The organism is Streptomyces antibioticus, from assembly GCF_002019855.1.
GTDB lineage: Bacteria > Actinomycetota > Actinomycetes > Streptomycetales > Streptomycetaceae > Streptomyces > Streptomyces antibioticus_B.
Genome location: NZ_CM007717.1, coordinates 4,637,703 through 4,655,357, shown reverse-complemented (window position 1 = coordinate 4,655,357; position 17,655 = coordinate 4,637,703). Strand labels below are relative to the sequence as shown.

At 73.9% G+C, this 17,655-nt stretch carries 17 protein-coding genes; 1 reads left to right on the top strand and 16 read right to left on the bottom strand.

All coding sequences use genetic code 11. The features are described 5' to 3' along the window. Positions 1-64: 64 nt before the first annotated feature. The 11 genes from kynU to AFM16_RS21045 form a co-directional block, all read right to left on the bottom strand. On the bottom strand, positions 65-1,291 hold the full coding sequence (kynU, locus tag AFM16_RS21095) for a kynureninase (RefSeq protein WP_078634267.1): 1,227 nt from the start codon (positions 1,289-1,291) through the stop codon (positions 65-67). Continuing rightward, the gene (locus AFM16_RS21090; RefSeq protein WP_078634266.1) at positions 1,284-2,129 is read right to left on the bottom strand and encodes a tryptophan 2,3-dioxygenase family protein; all 846 of its coding nucleotides are present in this window, start codon (positions 2,127-2,129) and stop codon (positions 1,284-1,286) included. Before AFM16_RS21090 ends, kynU begins: the two co-directional genes overlap by 8 nt. 189 nt (positions 2,130-2,318) lie before the next feature. Continuing rightward, a complete protein-coding gene (locus tag AFM16_RS21085) occupies positions 2,319-2,732 on the bottom strand; it encodes a DUF3151 domain-containing protein (RefSeq protein ID WP_030781965.1) in 414 nt (137 codons plus the stop codon). 150 nt (positions 2,733-2,882) lie between these two features. Continuing rightward, a complete protein-coding gene (locus AFM16_RS21080; RefSeq protein ID WP_078634265.1) occupies positions 2,883-4,352 on the bottom strand; it encodes an MFS transporter in 1,470 nt (489 codons plus the stop codon). 87 nt (positions 4,353-4,439) lie between these two features. After that, on the bottom strand, positions 4,440-5,471 hold the full coding sequence (fbaA, locus tag AFM16_RS21075) for a class II fructose-bisphosphate aldolase (RefSeq protein ID WP_030781960.1): 1,032 nt from the start codon (positions 5,469-5,471) through the stop codon (positions 4,440-4,442). A gap of 246 nt (positions 5,472-5,717) precedes the next feature. Beyond that, on the bottom strand, positions 5,718-6,266 hold the full coding sequence (gene pyrE / locus AFM16_RS21070; protein ID WP_030781957.1) for an orotate phosphoribosyltransferase: 549 nt from the start codon (positions 6,264-6,266) through the stop codon (positions 5,718-5,720). A gap of 9 nt (positions 6,267-6,275) precedes the next feature. Further along, positions 6,276-7,064 (bottom strand): aldose epimerase family protein, encoded by a 789-nt coding sequence (locus AFM16_RS21065; RefSeq protein WP_030781952.1) that lies wholly within the window; start codon positions 7,062-7,064, stop codon positions 6,276-6,278. A gap of 323 nt (positions 7,065-7,387) precedes the next feature. Beyond that, positions 7,388-8,233 (bottom strand): SRPBCC family protein, encoded by an 846-nt coding sequence (locus AFM16_RS21060; RefSeq protein ID WP_078634264.1) that lies wholly within the window; start codon positions 8,231-8,233, stop codon positions 7,388-7,390. Between the two features lie 102 nt (positions 8,234-8,335). Next, entirely contained in the window at positions 8,336-9,946 is a 1,611-nt protein-coding gene (locus AFM16_RS21055; protein ID WP_078634263.1) for a polyamine aminopropyltransferase, read from the bottom strand. Between the two features lie 181 nt (positions 9,947-10,127). Next, positions 10,128-10,661: a DUF2617 family protein gene (locus tag AFM16_RS21050; RefSeq protein WP_030781942.1), complete on the bottom strand. Its 534-nt coding sequence runs from the start codon at positions 10,659-10,661 to the stop codon at positions 10,128-10,130. Positions 10,662-11,121: 460 nt separating this feature from the next. Further along, complete coding sequence (locus tag AFM16_RS21045) at positions 11,122-11,448, bottom strand: hypothetical protein (RefSeq protein ID WP_179123292.1); 327 nt, start codon at positions 11,446-11,448, stop codon at positions 11,122-11,124. A 140-nt stretch (positions 11,449-11,588) separates the two neighbouring features. Here AFM16_RS21045 and AFM16_RS21040 point away from each other — a divergent pair, with 140 nt between their 5' ends. Continuing rightward, the gene (locus AFM16_RS21040; RefSeq protein WP_078634262.1) at positions 11,589-12,785 is read left to right on the top strand and encodes a pyridoxal phosphate-dependent aminotransferase; all 1,197 of its coding nucleotides are present in this window, start codon (positions 11,589-11,591) and stop codon (positions 12,783-12,785) included. Positions 12,786-12,801: 16 nt separating this feature from the next. Here AFM16_RS21040 and AFM16_RS21035 read toward each other — a convergent pair whose 3' ends face one another. Genes AFM16_RS21035 through AFM16_RS21020 form a run of 5 tightly spaced genes read right to left on the bottom strand, consistent with a single transcriptional unit; the run spans position 12,802 to position 17,437 of the window. Continuing rightward, positions 12,802-13,590 (bottom strand): ABC-2 transporter permease, encoded by a 789-nt coding sequence (locus tag AFM16_RS21035; RefSeq protein WP_078634261.1) that lies wholly within the window; start codon positions 13,588-13,590, stop codon positions 12,802-12,804. Continuing rightward, a complete protein-coding gene (locus AFM16_RS21030; protein WP_078634260.1) occupies positions 13,583-14,542 on the bottom strand; it encodes an ABC transporter ATP-binding protein in 960 nt (319 codons plus the stop codon). Before AFM16_RS21030 ends, AFM16_RS21035 begins: the two co-directional genes overlap by 8 nt. After that, positions 14,539-15,168: an ABC transporter ATP-binding protein gene (locus AFM16_RS39435; protein ID WP_167797229.1), complete on the bottom strand. Its 630-nt coding sequence runs from the start codon at positions 15,166-15,168 to the stop codon at positions 14,539-14,541. Before AFM16_RS39435 ends, AFM16_RS21030 begins: the two co-directional genes overlap by 4 nt. Continuing rightward, complete coding sequence (locus tag AFM16_RS39430; RefSeq protein WP_167797228.1) at positions 15,165-16,919, bottom strand: hypothetical protein; 1,755 nt, start codon at positions 16,917-16,919, stop codon at positions 15,165-15,167. Before AFM16_RS39430 ends, AFM16_RS39435 begins: the two co-directional genes overlap by 4 nt. Continuing rightward, positions 16,916-17,437, bottom strand: a complete 522-nt coding sequence (locus AFM16_RS21020) for a hypothetical protein (RefSeq protein WP_078634259.1) — start codon at positions 17,435-17,437, stop codon at positions 16,916-16,918. The genes AFM16_RS39430 and AFM16_RS21020 overlap by 4 nt, the downstream gene beginning before the upstream one ends. Between the last annotated feature and the right edge of the window lie 218 nt (positions 17,438-17,655).

Sequence of the window (17,655 nt, the reverse complement as noted above, 5' to 3'; positions counted from 1 at the left end):
CCGATTTGTCGACTCGAACCGGCAGAACCGTTCCCCCGCACCACACCCCCTCCCCCCTCACCGCCTACAGCACAGCCGCCAGCGTCCGCGCCGCCCGCTCCACGTCCCCGAAACCGACGTACAGCGGCGTGAACCCGAACCGCAGCACGTCCGGGTGGCGGAAGTCCCCGACCACCCCGCGCGCGATCAGCCGCTCCATGACCTCCCCGGCGTCCGCGCAGCGCAGCGCCACCTGGCTGCCGCGCTCCTCGTGCCGTACCGGGGTGAGCGACTCGACGCGGCCCTCGGGGACGTACGCGGCCACGCACTCCAGGAAGAAGTCCGTCAGCGCGAGGGACTTGGCGCGGACGGTGTCGACGGAGACGCCGTCCCAGACGTCGAGCGCCGCCTCCAGGGCGAGCATCGACAGGATGTCCGGCGTGCCGACCCGGCCGCGCAGGGCACCCTCGGCGGGCCGGTAGGCGGGCCGCATGCCGAAGGGTTCGGCGTGCGAGTTCCAGCCGGGCAGCGGGGAGTCGAAACGGTCCTGGAGTTCACGGCGCACATACAGGTACGCCGGTGAACCCGGGCCGCCGTTCAGGTACTTGTAGGTGCAGCCGACCGCCAGGTCCACGCCGTGCGCGTCGAGGCCGACAGGCAGCGCGCCCGCGCTGTGGCAGAGGTCCCAGACGGCGAGCGCGCCCGCCTCGTGCGCGGCGGCGGTGAGACCGGGCAGATCGTGCAGCCGCCCGGTGCGGTAGTCGACGTGGTTGAGCAGCACGGCCGCCGTACGGTCGGACAGCGCCGCGGGCACCTCCGCCGGAGTCACCGGACGCACCGTACGCCCGGTCATCCGGGCCGCCGACTCGGCGATGTAGCCGTCGGTGGGGAAGGTCGTCGCGTCGACGAGGATCTCGTCCCGGCCGGCGTCCGCGAGGCGCACCGTGCCGACGAGCGCCTTGAAGACGTTGACGCTCGTGGAGTCGCCCACCACGATCTGCCCGGCCCCGGCGCCCACCAGCGGGGCGATCCGGTCGCCGATCCGCTCGGGCGCCGTCCACCAGCCGCTCTCCGTCCAGGAGCGGATGCGCAGCTCGCCCCACTGACGGCGGACGACGTCCTCGACCCGGCCGGGGACGGCGGCGGGCAGCGCGCCCAGCGAGTTGCCGTCGAGGTACACGGTCTCGTCGAGGAGGAACTCGGCGCGCTTGGCGGCCAGCGCGTCACCGGCGTCCAGCTCGCGCGCCTTGAAGGCGAAGTCCGCGGCATCGGACGCAGACGTGACAGAAACGATGGGCGGGGTGTCAGACATAGGACCGCGCCGTCCACAGCTCGGGGAAGACGTTGTTCCGCGCGCGCTTCTCCAGCCAGGCCACCCCGGCGGAGCCGCCCGTGCCGGTCTTCGCGCCCATCGCACGCCGCGTGGCGACGAGGTGGTCGTTGCGCCAGCGCCACACCAGTTCGGCGACATCGGTCAGCGCCTCGCCGAGACGGGCGACCTCGCTGTTCGCGTCACCGGAGTAGACGGCCGTCCACGCGCGCTCGACCTCGGGCGAGGGCTCGTAGCGCCGCGAGACGTCCCGCTCCAGGACGGACTGCGGGATCTCCGACCCGCGGCGGGCCAGCAGCCGCAGCACCTCGTCGTAGAGGCTGGGCTCGTGCAGGGCCTTCTCCAGCTCCGCGTGGACCCGGGGCGCGCCGCGGTGCGGTACCAGCATGGACGCGGACTTGTCGCCGAGCAGGAACTCCATCCGCCGGTACATCGCCGACTGGAAGCCGGAGCCCTCGCCGAGGGCGCCGCGGTAGGAGTTGAACTGGGCCGGGGTGAGCTGGCCGAGCGGGCGCCAGGAGGAGTTCAGGGCCTCCAGTTCCCGGACGGAACGCTTCAGCGCGTCGATCGCGACGGGCACGTCGTCCGCGCGCAGGGCACGGGCCGCGGTCTCCCACTCGTGCACGACGACGGTGAACCACAGCTCCATGACCTGGGTCGTCACCAGGAAGACCATCTCTCCGGGATCGTCGGAGAGGGTGTGCTGCAAATGGGTGAGTACGTCGGCCTTGACGTAGTCCTCGTACGGCGTGGTGCCGGCGAAGTCGAGATGCGGGGTCTCGGGCTCCGAAGCCTCGTGGGGCTGAGCCTGCTGGGACATCGCTGTCTCCTGATTGTGCTCCGGGTAGCGGTCCGCCCCTGCCGTTACCGACACGGGGGCCCCGGTCCCCACCCGCATCTTGCGCATCGCACCCGCGTTCGTGCAAGGCCCGCCCTGATCACACCGGATCCGGGGCGGGCCTTTCCGCACGCGGGACAGCTACACGTGAGACAGCTACACGCGGGACGGCTATCCGAGGGTCTGCGCCGCGGTCGGCGAGGAGTCCTTCAGGAACTGCGAGCAGCGCTCGTACTCGCCCTGCTCACCGATCGACTGCGCGGCACGCGCGAGGGCGTGCAGAGCGCGCAGGAAGCCGCGGTTCGGCTCGTGCTCCCACGGCACCGGGCCGTGGCCCTTCCAGCCGCCCCGGCGCAGGGCGTCCAGGCCGCGGTGGTACCCCGTACGGGCGTACGCGTACGACTCCACCACGCTGCCCCGCTCGAACGCGTCGTCGGCGAGCTGCGCCCAGGCCAGCGAGGACGTCGGGTACTTCGCGGCGACGTCGGCGGGCGCCGTGCCGTTCGCGAGCAGCTCGCGCGGCTCCGGGTCGTCGGGGAGGTGGGTCGGGGGCGGACCCCCGAGGAGGTTCTCGTGAATGGACATGCCTCCAGTCTCCTCCACGCGCGCGTGCGTCGGGCCTCCACCCGGCCCCCTCCACCCGGCCCCCTCCACCCGGCCCCCCCCTCCACCCGGCCCCCCTCCACCCGGCCTCCTTCCACCCGGCCTCCTTCCACCCGGCCCCCTGGAAAGCCCCTACCCGCCGATCCGTTTCCCCACCGGCCGCCCCTCCAGCGGAGGAGCCATGACACTCCCGTGGGTGCGGCATTCCGGGCGGGTGCAGTCGGGGGCCGGCCGGCGGACCGTCGCGAAGGCGAGGAACGAGCCCAGCACCAGCACCCCCGCGCACCACCCCATGGCCTGCCGGAACGCCGTGTCGAAGGCGTCCGGCGAGCGGTACGCCTCCGGGCCCATCCCGGTCAGCACGGGCAGCGCGGCGACGGCGACCAGGCCGGCCGCGCGGGCCGCCGCGTTGTTGATCCCGCTGGCCAGACCCGCGCGCGAGACGTCCACCGAGGCCAGCACGGTCGCGGTCAGCGGGGCGACCAGGGTCACCATGCCCAGGCCGAGGACCAGCACTGCGGGCAGCACATCGGCGGCATAGGAGGCGTCCGGCCCGACGCGCAGCATCAGCAGCATGCCCGCCGCGCACAGCAGCGGGCCGACCGTGAGCGGGATGCGCGGCCCGATCCGCTCCCCGAGCTGACCTGAGCGGGCGGAGAGCAGCAGCATCAGCAGGGTGGCCGGCAGCAGGGCCGTACCGGCCGCCAGCGCCGACCAGCCGGAGACGACCTGGAGCTGGACCACGGCGAGGAAGAAGAACCCGCCGAACGCGGCGTAGACGCACAGCGTGACCAGGTTGACGGCGGTGAACTGGCGGGACGCGAAGATGTCGGGCGGCATCATCGGATCGGCGCGCCGCCGCTCCACGACGACGAAGGCGACCCCGGCGGCCACCCCGCCCACCGCCGCGACGACGACGGCCGGGGAGAACTCGTCCGCCTCGATCAGCGCGTACGTCACCAGGGCGAGGGCCGCCGCCCCCAGGACCGCCCCGAGGACGTCGAACCGGCCGTGCGCGCGGCTGTCGCGGGACTCCGGTACGTGCCGCAGCGCGACCGGCACGCACACCAGCGCCAGCGGCACGTTCAGCAGGAACACCCAGCGCCAGCCGGGGCCGTCCACCAGCCAGCCGCCCACGAACGGGCCGACGGCCGCGCCGATGCCCCCGAAGCCCGACCACAGGCCGACCGCCCGGCCCCGGTCGTCGGGGTGGAAGGACGCCTGGATCAGCGCCAGCGAACCGGGGGTGAGGAGCGCGCCCCCGACGCCCTGGAGGGCCCGCGCGGCGACCAGTACCGCCGCGTTCGGCGCGAGACCGCACAGCAGCGAGGCGACGGCGAACCACACCACCCCGACGACGAAGACCTTCCGGCGCCCGTAGCGGTCCCCGAGCGAACCGCCGAGCAGGATCAGCCCGGCCAGCGTGACCATGTACGCGTTGACGGTCCACTGGAGATCCGCCAGATCGGCGTCGAGGTCGGCGCCGATGCGCGGGAGCGCCACGTTGACGACGGTGGAGTCCAGCAGGGCCATGCTGGAGCCGAGCACCGTGGTGAACAGGATCCACCGGCCCTGGGGCGACGCCGTCCGGACATCGGGCATGGTTCCAGGTATACCCACGTGGACGGACATACGGCGAGCCCGGCGCCGTGAACGGCCGCCGGGCCCGCCGCACCACCGCCGGAGCGGTTACTTGATCTTCGTGCCCGCCGAGCGCAGGTTCTGCGCGGCCTCGACGACGCGCGCGGCCATGCTCGCCTCGGCCAGCTTGCCCCAGGTGCGCGGGTCGTAGGTCTTCTTGTCGCCGACCTCGCCGTCGACCTTCAGGACGCCGTCGTAGTTGCGGAACATGTGGTCGGCCACGGGACGCGTGAAGGCGTACTGGGTGTCCGTGTCGATGTTCATCTTCACGACGCCGTTCTCCAGCGCGGTGCGGATCTCGTCCTCCGTGGAGCCGGAGCCGCCGTGGAAGACGAAGTCGAAGGGCTGCGAGCCGGCCGGCTTGCCGTACTTCGCGGCCACGCCCTCGTTCAGCTCCTTGAGCAGCTCGGGGCGGAGCACGACGTTGCCCGGCTTGTAGACGCCGTGGACGTTGCCGAAGGACGCGGCGAGCAGGTAGCGGCCCTTGTCGCCCAGGCCGAGCGCCTCGACCGTACGGATCGCGTCGTCGACGGTGGTGTAGAGGGAGTCGTTGATCTCGTGCGAGACGCCGTCCTCCTCGCCACCGGTCGGGGTGATCTCGACCTCGAGGACGATCTTCGCGGCGACGGCGCGCGCGAGGAGCTCCTGCGCGATCTCCAGGTTGTCGGCGAGGGTCTCGGCGGAGCCGTCCCACATGTGCGACTGGAAGAGCGGGTTGCGGCCGGCCTTGACGCGCTCCTCGGAGACCGCGAGCAGCGGACGTACGTACCCGTCGAGCTTGTCCTTCGGGCAGTGGTCCGTGTGCAGGGCGACGGTGACCGGGTACTTCTCGGCGATGATGTGCGCGTACTCGGCGAGGGCGACGGCGCCCGTCACCATGTCCTTGCTGTACTGACCGCCCAGGAACTCGGCACCGCCGGTGGAGATCTGGATGATGCCGTCGCTCTCCGCCTCGGCAAAGCCGCGCAGCGCCGCGTTCAGGGTCTGGCTCGAGGTGACGTTGATGGCCGGGTAGGCGAACTTGCCTGCCTTCGCCCGGTCGAGCATCTCGTTGTAGACCTCGGGGGTTGCGATGGGCATCTGTCCGCTCCTTGGTATGTGCGGGTGGGCGATCTGGCGTATCTGGCGTACTACGGCCCTGACCTAGACCTGGGGGTTCGACGTCGTCGTCGGCCCCATCTTTCCAGAGATGCGCGGATGGTCCATGCCCGGTCCACGACGGGCTGTGTCCCGGTCCGCGACCGGCAGTGCTCCGGTCCACGACCGGTCCACGACTCGCCGGCGTCCGGTCCGGCGCGCCGGACAAGTCCAGGTCAACCCGGCCCGTCAGTCCAGACCCAGTTCATCCTTCGAGAAGGCGAACCGGTACGGAACGCCCGCACCCTCGCGGATCTTCTCGCCGGCGCCGGTCGCCCGGTCGACGATCGTGGCGACGGCGACGACCTCGGCGCCCGCCTCGCGCACTGCCTCCACGGCGGCCAGCGGCGAACCGCCGGTGGTGGAGGTGTCCTCGACGACGACGACCCGGCGGCCCTTGATCTCGGGGCCCTCCACGCGCCGCTGGAGCCCGTGCGCCTTCGCCGCCTTGCGGACGACGAACGCGTCCAGGCGGCGCCCGCGCGCGGCGGCCGCGTGCAGCATGCTCGCGGCGACCGGGTCGGCGCCCATGGTCAGCCCGCCCACGGCGTCGAACTCCAGGTCCTCGGTCAGGTCGAGCAGCACCTGCCCGACCAGCGGGGCGGCCTCGCCGTCGAGGGTGATGCGGCGGAGGTCGACGTAGTAGTCCGCCTCCAGCCCCGACGACAGGGTCACCTTGCCGTGCACCACGGCCTTGTCCTTGATCTGCTGAAGCAGCGCGCCACGTACGTCCGTCATGCCCTCAGCTTAGAGGCGGGTCCAGGACCAGGTCGTCGTGGCCTCCAGCGGCTCCAGCGGTGTGACCAGGCGCGGGAGGGTGTTCAGTCCGTCCGGCGGGCCGGTCTGCGGCTCCACGCACACGGCCGCCTCCTGCTCGTCGTAGACGACGGCCCACTGCTCGGGGCTGGTGACCTTCAGTTCGAGCTGTCCGGGCCAGGTCAGGGTGACGTCGACCCCGCCGGGCATCCCGAAGCAGTCGTCCCAGGGCCCCGGCTTCGGCGCGATCCGGTTGCCGGTGGGCAGATGGTCGTCGCCGCGCTCCTCCTGCCACGCGGGCTCGAAGTCGACCTGTACGTCCTGGCCGCCGAGGTTGCGGTGGAACCAAGGGTGCCAGCCGATCTGCGCCGGGAAGGAGGAGTCGTGCGCCTCCACCCCGATGGTGAGCGTGAGGGAGTCGGCGGTCAGCGCGACCACCTGGGTGACCCGGCCGGGGTAGGGCCACGGCTCCACCAGGTCGTACGTCAGCACGGTCTCGGCCGCCGAGCGGCGCGCGACCTTCCAGGCGCCGTCGCGGGCGGTGCCGTGGATGGCGTGCGGGCCGGCGTTGAGGGGCATCTGGTGCACGGAACCGCCGTCCCGGAACCGGCCGTCCCGGATCCGGCCGCACCACGGAACCATCGGGAAGCAGCCGAACCGCTCGCCCTGCCGCAGCAGTTCGAGCCCGCCGACCCGCACCCCACCGATCCGGCCGCCGTTGCCCGGCAGCACGGTCACCTCCGCGTCGCCCGCGGCCAACGTGATCTCTTCAGCACTCACGGGTCGACCCTACTCGGACGATCAGGAGCGGGGCGGACGACGGGAAGGGCCACGGGGGCCGCCTGGCCGGAAGTCGATCCCTCGGCGGGGCTAGGCCCTGTCGTCACATTCCCGCCTGCCCCGCGACGCCATGCACGCTCCCCCACTGCCTGAAAGGCGTGGGAGGTGCCCCCACTCGCCGCACCGGGCCCAGACCCAAGTACGTCCAGTACGAGGGTCAGGGCCCGGCACTCCCCCAGCCTTCGGCCGGGGGGACCCCCAGAGCACGCACCTGACGCCGCAGAGCCGCCCTGCGGGCGACGGCGGGAATGTGACGACAGGACCTAGCGCCGTCGGCGCAGGGCCCGGCCCACGACGATCGCGGACGCCACGACCAGCGCGGCCGCGGGGGCGGCCCAGCGCAGGGTGCTGTTCTGGGCGACGGTCTGCGGGGCGGGCACCGGCGCGTACCGGCCGCGCGGCGGGGCGTGATCCACCTCCTCGGCACTGCGCCCGATCATGGTGCGGCGCGCGTGCGCGGCTTCGGCGGGGGGCTCCGCCGGGGGTTCGGCGGGGGCTTCGGCCGAGGGCTCGGCGGGGGCTTCGGGATCCTCTACGGCATCGGTTTCCGCGTCGGCATCGGCTTCCGCGTCGGCGGACTCGGCAGGCTCGGCGTCGGCGGACTCGGCGGGCTCATCGGCGGCCGTGGGTTCCGCCACCGGGGCTTCCGCCGTCACCGGGGACTCCCCGGCATCCCCCTCCACCCCCGAACTCCCCGCCCCCAAGTTCTCCGCGAACCGATTCAAGATGCGGGCCACCGCCGCGATCACCGCGTCCTGCGGGAGTTCCGCGACGCGGCCGTCCGCCGAGGCCGTGCCCTCGAAGCGCAGGGTCGTACCGCCGTCGGTGTCCCGGGGCCGCACCACGAGGGCGAGCTTGACCGCACCCGAGCCGCGCACCTCGGTCGCGTCGCCCTCCACGGCATACGCGCCGTCCTCGCGGGCGGTGATCCGGGCGGTGCCGCGATAGGTGATGGTGTGCCCGGCGACGCGGACCTTCAGACGGCCGGCGACGGGCTCGGTGCCCGCGTCCTGCTGGAGTCCGGGCACCGCACGGGCCACTTGGGCGGGGTCCGCGAGGGCCGCCCTGAGCCGCCGGGCGGGAACGGGAACGAACACCTCTTGCTCCATGCTGCGCGAGCCTACCCACGGGTCGCCCCGTCGCACCCGCCGAAACGGGGATTCGGCCCACGGGAGTCCGCAAGAGAGCGGGAGCCACGGCCCGTCCAACCCTCAGTACCGCGGATGCACCAACGTCGAGGCCCGCAGCCCCGCCACCCGGGTCCGCTCCACCGCGCGCGCGTCCGCCGCGAGCCCCTCCTCGGTGAGCGCTCCGGAGGCCGCGCCGCCGTGCGAGTCGAGGCGCAGGGCGGGCCGGGCAGCGGCGGCGGCCAGCACGAACCCCCAGTCGCGGGGCGCGTGGACGGCACGGCCGGCGTCCCCGGTCACGCGGTAGGGGACGGTGCGCAGGCCGGCCGCGCGCACGGTCGTCTCGACCGTCCAGAACGCGCGCGCACGCGTCGCCACCGGCCCGCCGTGCACCACGAGCCGGCCGCCGGGGGCCAGCGCGCGGCGGGCGAGGCCGTAGAACTCCTGGGAGTACAGCTTGGTGCTGTCGGTGATGCCGGGGTCGGGCAGGTCGGCGATCACCACGTCGTACGAGGCGGCGGGGGCCTCGCGCAGCCAGTGGAAGGCGTCGGCGACGGCGACCCGGACGCGCGGGTCGTCGTAGACGTGGGCGTTGAGGCGGGACAGGGCGGGGTCGGTGCGGGCGAGGCGGACCAGTCCGGGGTCGCGTTCGACGACGTCGACGCGGTGGACGCCGGGGTGGGTGAGGACCTCGCGGGCGGCGAGGCCGTCCCCGCCGCCGAGGACGAGCACGCGCGTGTGACGGCCGGTCATGGCGGGCTGGACGAGGGCCTGGTGGTAGAGGCGTTCGTCCTGGCCGGCGACGCGGAGCCGGCCGTCGAGATAGAGGTCGAGGGGGCGGCCGCCGGTGCCGCCGGTGAGGACGACCTCCTGGACGCCGGTGCGGACCGCCACCCGGACGTCGGCGCCGTAGAGCGCCTGGCGGGCGGAGCGCTCGAAGTCGTCGACGAGGACGGCGGCGGAGCCGAGGATGCCGAGGACGGTGAGGCCGGCGATGAGCAGCAGCCAGCGGGCGCGGCGGCTGACGTCCCGGCGGAACAGGCCGAGGACGAGGGCGCCGCCGGCGATGACGTTGACCGCGCCGGTGAGCAGGGAGCTGGTGAGCTGGCCGAAGAAGGGCAGCAGCAGGAAGGGGAAGGCGAGGCCGCCGACGAGCGCGCCGACGTAGTCCGCGGCGAAGAGGTCGGCGACCGCGCCGCCCGCGTCCTGGCGGCGGACGCGCTGGATCAGCTCCATGAGCAGGGGCACCTCGGCGCCGATGAGCAGACCGATGGCGAGGGAGAAGGCGACCAGGAGGACGCGGGGGCCGTCGGCCCACAGGCCGCCCCAGTCACCCGTCCAGGCGAACACGGCGTAGAGCGCCATGGCGCTGGATCCGCCGATCAGGGCGAGGCCGATCTCCAGCGCGCCGAAGCCGGCCGCGGCGAAGCGGCGCAGCCGTTTGGCGGCGAGGGAGCCGAGGCCCATCGCGAAGACCATGACGGACAGCACGACGGACGCCTGGGTGACGGAGTCGCCCATCAGATAGGAGGCGAGCGCGACCAGTTCGAGTTCGTAGACGAGTCCGCAGGCGGCGCAGACGAAGACGCACGTGAGAACCAGGAACCGCCCGGTGTCCGGCCGGACGGGCAGCCGCGCGGGGCTGCCCCGGGACGGCGGGGCACCGGGCGGGGCCGGCGCGTGCGGTTCGATCACGACTGCGACGTTACGTCACGGCCGCGGGACGCAACGTCACCCACACGTGTGGAACCTGCGCCTCAAACCTGCCCCGCGCCCGCCCCTGAACGCGCGCTCGAACGCGCCCCTGACGCACCTCGCACCCGGCCCCCCATGCCCGGCACGCCCCTCAAATCCTGGTCTCTCATGCCCCGGCCTCTCACGCCCCGGTCCGTCCCGCCGGAACCGGTACCCGGACGCCCACCCGGGTCCGGGTGGCGACGAGCTGGCCGTCCTGCGGGTAGGCGTGCCAGGTCCGCCAGTGGACCTGGCCGTCCTGGTACTGGGCGAGGAGGGCGGTGAAGGCGTGCGGGCTGCCGGGGAAGACGCCGGCGAGGCCGTGCGGATGGTCGGAGACCAGGGCCAGCAGTTCCTGGGCGCGGCCCGCGAACTGGTTCGGCGAGAGGACCTCGACGCGCGCGGCGAACTCGTACTCCCAGTCGCCGACGCGCTTGGCGACGCCCAGTGGCAGCGGGGTGCTGCTGCCGGGGATGCAGGCCACCGTCTCGGAGCACGAGCCCCGGTCCTCCTCCAGCAGCACCTGGTGGGAGGCTCCGAGCAGTCTCAACTGAAGCTTCGCACCACCCAGTTCGAGGTCCCGGGTGGCGAGCGCGGGCAGCGGCTCACGCCCCAGGGCCCAGGCGAGATCGGCCGCGCGCGTGTCGGTGTAGGAGGTGTTCAGGGTCGTGAGCATGGATCGGCTCCGCGGTGACGCAAAGAAGAGGGTAGGTCCGGCGCACCCCGGTCGACACCGGGTGTTCGGCCCCGGTCAGCCCGGTCCGGGAAGGGCGTCCGCGTGGGACGCCGGTTGGGGTCCGAGGGCTGCGTTGGTGTTTTAGAGGGAATCATGAACGGTGGCGCCGCCACAGCGTTTTTACCCAACTTCGTGGGGTTTCCATCCCTCAGAGGGCCCCACAGCTCAACTGTTCAATCACGGCGTACGCCGGGCGGCCCTGGCGTACGCCTCGCGCACATGATCGGGGCACGTGCCCGCACCGTCCCGCACCGTCCCGTGCCGGGCGTACGGCGGGCATACGGTACGACCGCGGAGCCCGTGGTCAGGTACGGGCTCCGCGGCCGCGCGCGGCGCTCCGCGGGAAGGCGAGCCGCCCCCGTCAGCTCCCCCCGTCAGCTCCCTCCGTCAACTCCCCCCGTCAGCTCCCTCCGCCGCATCCGCCGCCGCCACCTCCGCAGGACGAACCGCCGCCGCAGGACGACGACCCTCCCCCGCAGGAGTGACCCGAATGGCCGCCGGAGCCGCAGGAGGACGACCCGCTGTCCCCCACGTCCCCGGCCCACCAGCTCCCCGAACCGCTGCTGCTGCCGCTGCGTCCGCCGACGCCTCCCCGCGACCGGCCGCCGCGGTACGACGACCGCCCCGACCGGTACGCCGACGACCGGGCGGCGCCGGCGCGGGCCTTGGCCACCAGGGCCACCACGAAGAACACTGCGACGAACGTCAGGATGATGCCGATGACCATGGCGTCACCCTCCTTCCGAATCCCCCGAAGCGGCCCCCCGTGGGCGCCTCGCTTGGTGCGTGGGCCTTGCGTGAACGGGGGATGCCCGCGTGTCTCGCCTGCCAAAGCACACTTGAGGAACTCCAGAGCTTCGGCGCAGGATGACCGGCATGACCTCCACCGCACGCCCCTTCCTCAACCGCCGCCTCGCCGAGTTCGGGACGACGATCTTCGCCGAGATGTCCGCCCTGGCGGCGAGCACCGGGTCCATCAACCTCGGTCAGGGGTTCCCGGACACCGACGGTCCCGAGGAGATCCGTGAGGCGGCGGTGCGGGCGCTGCGGGACGGGCGCGGCAACCAGTACCCGCCGGGGCCCGGCGTCCCCGAACTGCGCACCGCGATCGCCGGGCACCAGGCGCGCCGCTACGGCCTGGTCGTCGACCCCGACACCGAGGTGCTGGTGACCGCGGGCGCCACGGAGGCCATCGCGGCCACCCTGCTGGCCCTGCTGGAGCCCGGTGACGAGGTGGTGGCCCTGGAGCCGTACTACGACTCCTACGCGGCGTGCATCGCGATGGCGGGCGCCACGCGCGTGCCGGTCACCCTGCGCCCGGACGCGGAGCGGACCCGGTTCCGCCTCGACCTGGACGAGCTGCGCGCCGCGGTCACGGACCGCACCCGCCTGCTGCTGATCAACACCCCGCACAACCCGACCGGCACGGTCCTCACCCGCGCGGAGCTGACGGCGATCGCCGAGCTGGCGGTCGAGCGGAACCTGCTGGTCGTCACGGACGAGGTGTACGAGCACCTGGTGTTCGACGACGCCGAGCACATCCCCCTGGCGACCCTGCCGGGCATGCGGGAGCGCACGGTCACGATCAGCTCGGCCGGCAAGACGTTCTCGTTCACCGGCTGGAAGGTCGGCTGGCTCACGGCCCCGCCGGAACTGGTCGCGGCGGTGCGGTCGGCGAAGCAGTTCCTGACGTACGTCTCCTCGGGCCCCTTCCAGTACGCCATCGCCGAGGCGCTGCGCCTGCCGGACTCCTACTTCGACGGCTTCCGCGCCGACCTGCTCCGCAAGCGCGACCTCCTCGCCGACGGCCTGCGCGCGGCCGGCTTCGAGGTCTACCTCCCCCGGGGCACCTACTTCATCACCACCGACATCACCCCCTTCGGCGAGAAGGACGCCCACACCTTCTGCCGCACCCTCCCCGAACGCGCCGGCGTCGTCGCCATCCCCAACTCCGTCTTCTACGACAACCACGAAGCCGGCCGCACCCAGGTCCGCTTCGCCTTCTGCAAGAAGGACGAGGTCCTCACGGAGGCCGCCGACCGCCTGCGCCGCCTGACGTCCTGACGGGCCGCTCGCCGGCTCAGCACTCCTGACGGCGCAGGGCGTGCCAGGAGCACGCCGCCGCCAGGAGCGTCCACAGCAGCAGGACGGCGCCGCCCGCCGCCGGGGTCAGGTCGCCGGCGTCCTGGTGCACCTGCATCAGGCGCAGGCCCGCGCGGTCCGGCAGCAGACGGGCCAGGGGGCGCAGGTGAGGGGTGGCGGCGAGGGCGCCCGAGACGACGAACAGGAGGGGGAGCAGCACGCCGAGGGCGGTGAGGGAGCGGCGTACGACGAAGGTGAGCGCCGCCGCGAGCACCGAGAGCAGTCCCGCGTAGACGCCCGCCCCGGCCAAGGCCCGTACCGCGTCCGCGTGGAACGGGGCCGGGGCTCCGAGCACGGCGCTGCCGGCGGTCAGGGCGACGGCGCCGGTGAGCAGACCCCAGACGAGCCCGGTCGCGCCGAGGACCGCGAGTTTGGCCGTGAGCAGTCGGCCCCGGCGCGGTACGGCGGCGAGGCTGGTGCGGATCATGCCGGTGCCGTACTCGCCGCCGACCGCGAGGACCGCGAGGACCACCAGGGGCACCTGGCCGAACTGGAGGCCGGTGAAGCTGAGCCCCACGGGGTCGAGCGCCCGCTGCCGTTCGGGGTCCGCGTCGCGGAACTCGGGGCCGATGAGCGCGCAGAACAGCAGGCTCACCAGGACGGTGAGACCCGAGCCGAGGGCGAGCAGGGTCCAGGTGGAGCGCAGGGTGCGCAGCTTCGTCCACTCGGCGGCGGCGAGGTCGCCGAGACCGCCGCCCGGGCTACGCCGGTCGGATGTGTCACGCATGAACCGCGGCCTCCTGCCGAGTCGACGGCGACACAGGAGTTGTCGCCCGGTACTCCACCGCTTCCGCCGTCAGGCGCAGGTACGTCTCCTCCAAGGAGGGCCGCAGCGGGGTGAGTTCGTGCACGCTCCACGCGTTCCGGGCGGCGATGTCGCCGATCCGGGCGGCCGTCAGGCCCGTCACGACGGCCTGTCGGGCGGTGCCTTCGCCGGTCTCGTCGTACGCCACCTGCCCTCCTTCGGTGCGCAGCGCGCCGGCCAGTTCGTGGAGTCGGGGCGTGACGAGGCGGACGGCCGGCGGATCGGTCGCAAGGAGCGAGGCGAGGCTGCCGTCGGCGAGGACCCGGCCGCGGCCGATCACCAGGACGTGGTCGGCGGTGACCGCCATCTCCCGCATGAGGTGGCTGGAGACCAGGACGGTGCGGCCCTCGTCGGCGAGGGCGCGCAGCAGGCCGCGCAGCCACTGGATGCCTTCGGGGTCGAGGCCGTTCATCGGCTCGTCGAGCAGCAGCGTCCCCGGGTCGCCGAGCAGCGCGACGGCGATGCCGAGCCGTTGCCGCATGCCGAGCGAGAAGCCCCGTACGGGCCGTCGCGCGGCGGGACCGAGGCCGACGAGGTCGAGCACCTCGGTCACCCGTTCCCGGGGGATCCGGTGGGTGCGGGCGAGCCAGCGGAGGTGGGCGTGCGGGCTGCGCGCCGGGTGACAGGCCGACGCGTCGAGCAGTGCGCCCACGGTACGGAGCGGGTCGCGGAGTGCGGCGTACGGGACGCCGTGGACCAGGGCATGGCCCGCGTCCGGGGTGCCGAGGCCCAGGATCATCCGCAGGGTGGTGCTCTTGCCCGCGCCGTTGGGTCCCAGGAACGCCGTGACGCGGCCGGGCACGGCGGTGAACGACAGTCCGTCCAGGACCCGCCGCGCGCCGTACGACTTCACCAGCCCGCCGACCTCGATCACGCGTCGGCCCCCGCGCTCTTCGCGGCGCCGAGGGTGAGGGAGGTGTCCACCAGGTCCGTCAGCGGGCCCTCGGAGTGCGAGACGACGATCAGGGTGCGGCCCTCCGCCCGCCAGCGGACGAGGTCGTCACGCACCGCCCGCTCGGCGGCCGCGTCCAGTCCGTTGAAGGGCTCGTCGAGCAGCACCAGGCGCGGCTCGTGCGCGGTGGCGCAGAGATAGCCGAGCTTCTTGCGCTGGCCCAGGGAGAGTTCGCCGACGAGCACGTCGAAGCGGTCGTCGAGCCCCAGGCTGGCGGCGCGCTCCCGCAGGTTCTCGGCCCGCAGTCCCCATACCCCCGCCACCAGCCCCAACTGCTCCTGTGCGGTGAGGTGTTCGTACAGCGGCGGCGGCTCCTGGACGAAGCCGCGCACCGCCCGTACGGCGGGGTCGGCGGGCGGCCGACCGGCGACGGTGACCCGGCCCGAGTCCGGCGTGAGAAGGCCGGCGATCACATGCAGCAGCGTGCTCTTCCCACTGCCGTTCGGGCCGGCGACGCGCACCGTCGTGCCCTCGGGCACATGGGCGGTGAGGCCGCGCAGGACGGATTCCTCGCCACGGCGTACGACGAGGTTCTCGATGTCGATCACGAGGTGCTCCGGGAGGTGCCTGAGGATGCGGAGGGTGCGGGTGCTGATGTGTGCGCGGGGTCGGGCCCGGTCCCGGCCGTCGGCGACCGCAGATCGCTGCGCGCCGTGGCCCGCAGGGCGGCCCCTCCGGCCCCGAGGGAGACGGCGAGCAGCGCCGCGTGCACGAGATCGGTGCCGGCGTCCCCGCCCGGGGCGAGCGCGGCGCTCAGCCCGGCGCCCGCGGTGACCGGCAGGGTGAGGAGCGCGACGAGCAGCCCCTCCGTGACCTCGGCGGCCGGGGCCCGGGTGATCCGGCCCTCGGCGAACGCCTCGGGGCGGGGCACGAGGAAGTACGTGAGGACGACGGCGCAGCCGGTGGCGACCGCCACGACGGTCTGCGCCAGGATCGCCCGCGCCCACCCGGCCGGGCCGTGCACACCGCACAGTGCTGCGGCCCCCAGGGCGAACGGACCGGTCGCCGCGGCCACCGCCACCGAGGCGGTGACGGCCTTCGCGGCGACCCAGGCGCCGACGGCGCGCGGTGCCTGCCGCAGCATGTCCCAGCCCGCCCGGTCCGCCTCGATGCCGCACACCTGCACGACCTCACCTGTCGTGACCAGCGCGGCGGCCACGAACACCCCGCCCACGACGGCGAACGGCAGGTCCCACAACGGCCCGCCGAGCCCGACGACGACACCCAGACATCCCGCGCCCGACAGCACGCTCAGCCGCTGGAGGCGCGCCAGCCCGCCGACCGTCTGCGGATGCCCGCGCAGGAACCGGAGCCAGGTCACCCGCCCGACCAGGGCGTACGGCGACGAGGACCAGGCCCGCCCGCCCCTGCCCGCGCCGGCCGGCCGCCCGGCGGCCACGGGGCGCCCGCCGCTCACGGCGGCGTCGCGGCGCACGGTGGCGCGCAGCCGGAACACGGCCGCGGCGACCAGGACGACCGTCACGGCGGCGTAGGCGACCGCCACCCGGCCTGCTGTCTCCGGCCGGTGCGCGACGGTCCACAGGTGGGGTCGGGCGGCAGTGAGCGCGTCGCCGACGAGCCGGGCCACGGCCTCCCGGGAGGGTCCGCCGCCGCCCGTCAGGGCACGTACGAACGGTGCCGCCACCGCGCCGACGAGCCCGCCGGCCAGCGCCGCGACGAGGACGCGCGGCAGGTGGGGGATCCGGACGACCCTGACCATCAGGGCCGTCACCAGCGCGATGTGCAGGGCCACCCCGGTCATGGCCGAGCCCGCGCAGTGCAGCAGGAACACGGGCAGCATCCGGCGGCCCTCCTCGCCCGCCGCCAGCCAGGGCGCGCCGACGGCGAGGGCTGCGGCCAGGACCAGAACGGCGATCCCGGCGGCGGGGACGACGAGCCGGGCGGTCACGAGCTGCGCGCGGGAGACCGGGAGCGTGCGCAGGACGCTCGCGTCGGGCGGGCTGACCAGGGCGCGGGCCTTCGCCGGTTCGGCGGTCAGGATCTGGTGGAGGAACCACACCGCGACCGGCGTCCACGTCCAGGCCGCCAGGTCCGTCCGTACGGCGGCCCCGGGCGGGACCAGCGCGCCGAGGGTGCGTCCGACGACCGTCAGCGCCCCGAGTCCGGCGGCGGCCCCGGCGCCGACGACCACCCAGGCGGCCCGGCGCCGCCCCCGCGCCGACGGGCCCGCGCCGACGAGGAGGTTGAGCCGTCGACGCGTGTCGGCGAGGCAGAGCGCGACGACGGTACGGAACCAGGCCGGGCGGGCGTACGGCGTGAGGGGGCGGGGCGGGGTCATGAGCCGGCGCCGGCGCGTGCCGTCCCGCCGAACCTCTGGGCGGGGCACAGCAGGGTCGCCGGGACGACCAGCGCCACGAACAGCGCGGCGAGGATCTTCGGCGCGGACGCGGTCGGCAGGTACAGGCCGAGAACGCCCAGCGGCGCCCACCACAGCACGCCGCCCACGATCATCACGACGCTGCCCCAGCGGGCGAGGGCGACGAGGAGGCCGAACGCGAGCAGGACGACACCGCTCACCAGCCAGACGACGCTGAGGAGTTGGAGGACCTCCATGACGTCCCCCGGCTCGCCCTTGAGATCGGGGGACGCCTCCACGGCACGCCGGGTCCCGCCCGTCGTGGCGCGGAAAACCACCCAGTACGCGACCGCGCAGACTCCGGCCGCCGCCGCGAGCACCCCACCCGCGATCCGCACGCCGGGACGGCCGACGCCGTCGGCCACCACCGTCCGGCAACGCAGCAGAAACCGGATCAGCTTGGGGTTCCCAAGGGTGCCGAAGAGAAGGCGGTGCAGCATGGTTCTCCGAAACGCGGGGGCGAGGCAGGGCGTGAAAACGAGGCACGCCTCGGTTCCCGCCGCCACGAACCGGCGAGGACTACCGCCAGGAAAGACAGCGAGATCGTCATCACGCCGAACGTGAGGACATCCAGGAAGAGGGACGCGTAGACGCCGACGTTCCGCACGAGCGTCTTCCGGCGCGAGAGGAATCCACGTCCGACGACCGGCACGTACGG

Coding starts and splice junctions, on each gene's coding strand:
- AFM16_RS21035 (WP_078634261.1), bottom strand. CDS start 13,590: ATGCGTGACACATCCGACCGGCGTAGCCCGGGCGGCGGTCTCGGCGAC.
- pyrE (WP_030781957.1), bottom strand. CDS start 6,266: ATGACGGACGTACGTGGCGCGCTGCTTCAGCAGATCAAGGACAAGGCC.
- fbaA (WP_030781960.1), bottom strand. CDS start 5,471: ATGCCCATCGCAACCCCCGAGGTCTACAACGAGATGCTCGACCGGGCG.
- AFM16_RS21040 (WP_078634262.1), top strand. CDS start 11,589: ATGACCGGCATGACCTCCACCGCACGCCCCTTCCTCAACCGCCGCCTC.
- AFM16_RS21060 (WP_078634264.1), bottom strand. CDS start 8,233: ATGGAGCAAGAGGTGTTCGTTCCCGTTCCCGCCCGGCGGCTCAGGGCG.
- AFM16_RS21050 (WP_030781942.1), bottom strand. CDS start 10,661: ATGCTCACGACCCTGAACACCTCCTACACCGACACGCGCGCGGCCGAT.
- AFM16_RS21090 (WP_078634266.1), bottom strand. CDS start 2,129: ATGTCCCAGCAGGCTCAGCCCCACGAGGCTTCGGAGCCCGAGACCCCG.
- AFM16_RS21020 (WP_078634259.1), bottom strand. CDS start 17,437: ATGCTGCACCGCCTTCTCTTCGGCACCCTTGGGAACCCCAAGCTGATC.
- AFM16_RS21080 (WP_078634265.1), bottom strand. CDS start 4,352: ATGCCCGATGTCCGGACGGCGTCGCCCCAGGGCCGGTGGATCCTGTTC.
- AFM16_RS21045 (WP_179123292.1), bottom strand. CDS start 11,448: ATGGTCATCGGCATCATCCTGACGTTCGTCGCAGTGTTCTTCGTGGTG.
- AFM16_RS39430 (WP_167797228.1), bottom strand. CDS start 16,919: ATGACCCCGCCCCGCCCCCTCACGCCGTACGCCCGCCCGGCCTGGTTC.
- AFM16_RS21085 (WP_030781965.1), bottom strand. CDS start 2,732: ATGTCCATTCACGAGAACCTCCTCGGGGGTCCGCCCCCGACCCACCTC.
- kynU (WP_078634267.1), bottom strand. CDS start 1,291: ATGTCTGACACCCCGCCCATCGTTTCTGTCACGTCTGCGTCCGATGCC.